Source organism: Bacillus cereus group sp. RP37, from assembly GCF_040459695.1.
Classification (GTDB): Bacteria; Bacillota; Bacilli; order Bacillales; family Bacillaceae_G; genus Bacillus_A.
Genome location: NZ_JARVHP010000001.1, coordinates 5,300,001 through 5,302,500, shown reverse-complemented (window position 1 = coordinate 5,302,500; position 2,500 = coordinate 5,300,001). Strand labels below are relative to the sequence as shown.

The window sequence follows — 2,500 nt, the reverse complement described above, 5'->3', positions numbered from 1 at the left end:
TATGAGTAGCGAAAGACGGGTGAGAATCCCGTCCACCGAATGCCTAAGGTTTCCTGAGGAAGGCTCGTCCGCTCAGGGTTAGTCAGGACCTAAGCCGAGGCCGACAGGCGTAGGCGATGGACAACAGGTTGATATTCCTGTACCACCTCTTTATCGTTTGAGCAATGGAGGGACGCAGAAGGATAGAAGAAGCGTGCGATTGGTTGTGCACGTCCAAGCAGTTAGGCTGATAAGTAGGCAAATCCGCTTATCGTGAAGGCTGAGCTGTGATGGGGAAGCTCCTTATGGAGCGAAGTCTTTGATTCCCCGCTGCCAAGAAAAGCTTCTAGCGAGATAAAAGGTGCCTGTACCGCAAACCGACACAGGTAGGCGAGGAGAGAATCCTAAGGTGTGCGAGAGAACTCTGGTTAAGGAACTCGGCAAAATGACCCCGTAACTTCGGGAGAAGGGGTGCTTTCTTAACGGAAAGCCGCAGTGAATAGGCCCAAGCGACTGTTTAGCAAAAACACAGGTCTCTGCGAAGCCGTAAGGCGAAGTATAGGGGCTGACACCTGCCCGGTGCTGGAAGGTTAAGGAGAGGGGTTAGCGTAAGCGAAGCTCTGAACTGAAGCCCCAGTAAACGGCGGCCGTAACTATAACGGTCCTAAGGTAGCGAAATTCCTTGTCGGGTAAGTTCCGACCCGCACGAAAGGTGTAACGATTTGGGCACTGTCTCAACCAGAGACTCGGTGAAATTATAGTACCTGTGAAGATGCAGGTTACCCGCGACAGGACGGAAAGACCCCGTGGAGCTTTACTGTAGCCTGATATTGAATTTTGGTACAGTTTGTACAGGATAGGCGGGAGCCATTGAAACCGGAGCGCTAGCTTCGGTGGAGGCGCTGGTGGGATACCGCCCTGACTGTATTGAAATTCTAACCTACGGGTCTTATCGACCCGGGAGACAGTGTCAGGTGGGCAGTTTGACTGGGGCGGTCGCCTCCTAAAGTGTAACGGAGGCGCCCAAAGGTTCCCTCAGAATGGTTGGAAATCATTCGTAGAGTGCAAAGGCATAAGGGAGCTTGACTGCGAGACCTACAAGTCGAGCAGGGACGAAAGTCGGGCTTAGTGATCCGGTGGTTCCGCATGGAAGGGCCATCGCTCAACGGATAAAAGCTACCCCGGGGATAACAGGCTTATCTCCCCCAAGAGTCCACATCGACGGGGAGGTTTGGCACCTCGATGTCGGCTCATCGCATCCTGGGGCTGTAGTCGGTCCCAAGGGTTGGGCTGTTCGCCCATTAAAGCGGTACGCGAGCTGGGTTCAGAACGTCGTGAGACAGTTCGGTCCCTATCCGTCGTGGGCGTAGGAAATTTGAGAGGAGCTGTCCTTAGTACGAGAGGACCGGGATGGACGCACCGCTGGTGTACCAGTTGTTCTGCCAAGGGCATAGCTGGGTAGCTATGTGCGGAAGGGATAAGTGCTGAAAGCATCTAAGCATGAAGCCCCCCTCAAGATGAGATTTCCCATAGCGTAAGCTAGTAAGATCCCTGAAAGATGATCAGGTTGATAGGTTCGAGGTGGAAGCATGGTGACATGTGGAGCTGACGAATACTAATAGATCGAGGACTTAACCATATAATATGAAGCAATGTTATCTAGTTTTGAAAGAATATAAAAAACTTGTTGACTTTTAAAGTTAAATAAGTTACAATGATTCTTGTCTTAAATGAATACAGTCTGGTAATGATGGCAGAGAGGCCACACCCGTTCCCATACCGAACACGGAAGTTAAGCTCTCTAGCGCCGATGGTAGTTGGGACCTTGTCCCTGTGAGAGTAGGACGTTGCCAGGCAATTCGGAGGATTAGCTCAGCTGGGAGAGCACCTGCCTTACAAGCAGGGGGTCGGCGGTTCGATCCCGTCATCCTCCACCATTTAGCCGACTTAGCTCAATTGGTAGAGCAACTGACTTGTAATCAGTAGGTTGGGGGTTCAAGTCCTCTAGTCGGCACCAGTTTTTATTGCAAGAGCCATTAGCTCAGTTGGTAGAGCATCTGACTTTTAATCAGAGGGTCGAAGGTTCGAATCCTTCATGGCTCACCATTTTAATGAAATATGCGGGTGTGGCGGAATTGGCAGACGCACTAGACTTAGGATCTAGCGCCTTTGGCGTGGGGGTTCGACTCCCTTCACCCGCACTTTTAATAAAATAACTCAAACATGTCTTGCGGAAGTAGTTCAGTGGTAGAATACAACCTTGCCAAGGTTGGGGTCGCGGGTTCGAATCCCGTCTTCCGCTCCAATTTTCAATATGACATGCCGGGGTGGCGGAACAGGCAGACGCACAGGACTTAAAATCCTGCGGTGGGTGACCACCGTGCGGGTTCGACCCCCGCCCTCGGCACCATATGCGCCCGTAGCTCAATTGGATAGAGCGTTTGACTACGGATCAAGAGGTTAGGGGTTCGACTCCTCTCGGGCGCGTTTTCTTTCGGGAAGTGGCTCAGCTTGGTAGAGC

The 2,500-nt window shown here is 51.8% G+C and carries 8 tRNA genes and 2 rRNA genes (2 of these 10 only partly in view); all 10 read left to right on the top strand.

What is annotated here, in order from left to right:
• Window positions 1–1,618 (top strand): 23S ribosomal RNA (locus tag QCI44_RS27910) (it extends 1,304 nt beyond the left edge of the window).
• A gap of 101 nt (window positions 1,619–1,719) precedes the next feature.
• Window positions 1,720–1,835, top strand: a 5S ribosomal RNA gene (gene rrf / locus QCI44_RS27905).
• A gap of 5 nt (window positions 1,836–1,840) precedes the next feature.
• A tRNA-Val gene (locus tag QCI44_RS27900) sits at window positions 1,841–1,916 on the top strand.
• Window positions 1,917–1,920: 4 nt separating this feature from the next.
• Window positions 1,921–1,996, top strand: a tRNA-Thr gene (locus tag QCI44_RS27895).
• A 13-nt stretch (window positions 1,997–2,009) separates the two neighbouring features.
• Window positions 2,010–2,085, top strand: a tRNA-Lys gene (locus tag QCI44_RS27890).
• Window positions 2,086–2,099: 14 nt separating this feature from the next.
• Window positions 2,100–2,180 (top strand) — tRNA-Leu (locus QCI44_RS27885).
• Between the two features lie 29 nt (window positions 2,181–2,209).
• A tRNA-Gly gene (locus QCI44_RS27880) sits at window positions 2,210–2,284 on the top strand.
• A 16-nt stretch (window positions 2,285–2,300) separates the two neighbouring features.
• A tRNA-Leu gene (locus tag QCI44_RS27875) sits at window positions 2,301–2,389 on the top strand.
• A gap of 3 nt (window positions 2,390–2,392) precedes the next feature.
• Window positions 2,393–2,466: transfer RNA gene (locus QCI44_RS27870), tRNA-Arg, on the top strand.
• Between the two features lie 8 nt (window positions 2,467–2,474).
• Window positions 2,475–2,500, top strand: a tRNA-Pro gene (locus tag QCI44_RS27865); it runs 48 nt beyond the window's last position.